Origin of the sequence: Frankia tisae, assembly GCF_025403405.1 — a bacterium.
In the GTDB taxonomy this organism is placed as follows: domain Bacteria; phylum Actinomycetota; class Actinomycetes; order Frankiales; family Frankiaceae; genus Frankia; species Frankia tisai.
On record NZ_JANEZT010000699.1, the window covers coordinates 1 to 1,269 of the forward strand.

2 protein-coding genes are annotated in these 1,269 nt (G+C 72.1%); one reads left to right on the plus strand and one right to left on the minus strand.

Translation table 11 applies throughout. The annotated features are described in order from the left end of the window. Positions 1 to 906: acyl-CoA desaturase (locus tag NBZ85_RS31195; RefSeq protein ID WP_498041284.1), on the plus strand; the 906-nt coding region annotated here is incomplete at its 5' end. A gap of 27 nt (positions 907 to 933) precedes the next feature. On the opposite strand, the gene NBZ85_RS31200 is transcribed toward NBZ85_RS31195, so the two are convergent. Further along, positions 934 to 1,269, minus strand: a 336-nt coding sequence (locus NBZ85_RS31200) for an FDXHR family putative zinc-binding protein (RefSeq protein ID WP_261563431.1), incomplete at its 5' end; no start/stop codon positions are given.

The window sequence follows — 1,269 nt, forward strand, 5'->3', positions numbered from 1 at the left end:
GCCGACCTGAAGACCCCACTCGAACAGGCGATTCTGCTGCTCTTCCTCACCATCCCCCTCCTCGCGGTCATCGCGGCGGTGCCCGTGGCCTGGGGCCACGGACTGGGCTGGCACGACGTCATCATCGGCGCCGTGATGTACCTGGTCTCCGGCTTCGGGATCACCGTGGGCTACCACCGCCTGTTCACCCACGGCTCCTTCAAGACCGGCCGGCCCCTGCGCATCGCCCTCGCCCTGGCCGGCAGCCTCGCCGTCGAGATGAGCGTCACCGACTGGGTCGCCGCCCACCGCCGCCACCACAAGTACTCCGACGGCGACGCCGACCCGCATTCGCCCTGGCGCTTCGGCCGCGACACCACCGGTGTGGCCAAGGGCTTCCTGCACGCCCACGTCGGCTGGCTGTTCAACCGCGAACGCACCGCCCCCGAACGATTCTGCCCGGACCTGCTCGCCGACCGCGACATCGCCGCCGTCTCGGCGGCGTTCCCCTGGTGCGTCGCCGCCTCCGTCCTGATCCCGCCGCTGGCCGGCGGGCTGTGGAGCATGTCCTGGACCGGCGCGGTCACCGCCCTGTTCTGGGGCTCCCTGGTACGCATCGCCCTGCTACACCACGTCACCTTCTCCATCAACTCGATCTGCCACCTCATCGGCGAACGGCCCTTCACCACCCGCGACCAGTCGACGAACGTCTGGTGGCTGGCCGTCCCGTCGCTGGGGGAGTCCTGGCACAACCTGCACCACGCCGACCCCACCAGCGCCCGCCACGGCGTCCTGCCCGGCCAGCTCGACCCCAGCGCCGCGCTCATCCGCGGGTTCGAACGCCTGGGCTGGGCCCGCGATGTACGCTGGCCCACCGCCGAGCGCATCGCGTCCCGCCAGGCCCGCCCAGCCGGCCAGACCCGCTGAGGCTGCCGACCCGATCAGCCGATCCGATCAGCCGGCCATCCGAACCTCGCCGCCGGGTGGCCCGGCCGATCCACTCGGATCACCGCGCCCACCGGCGACCTCCCCGGAACGGTGCAGAACGCGCCCCGGCGGCTTCTCGCCCGCGACCAGCCAGTAGCCGCGGTCATGACGCAGCCCGACCTGCTGCGGAGGCTGGCAGACCCCGTTCACCCGGTGCGCGTCGAAACCGGTGGTGGCACCCGCGAACGTCGCATGACAGGTGGGGCAGTGCGCCGCGGTCAGCGCCGTCCACCGGGCATCGCACCCGCCGCAGCCGAGCAGGATGGGACGTTCGTACTCGATGTCCCGCCCCGCCATGAACCC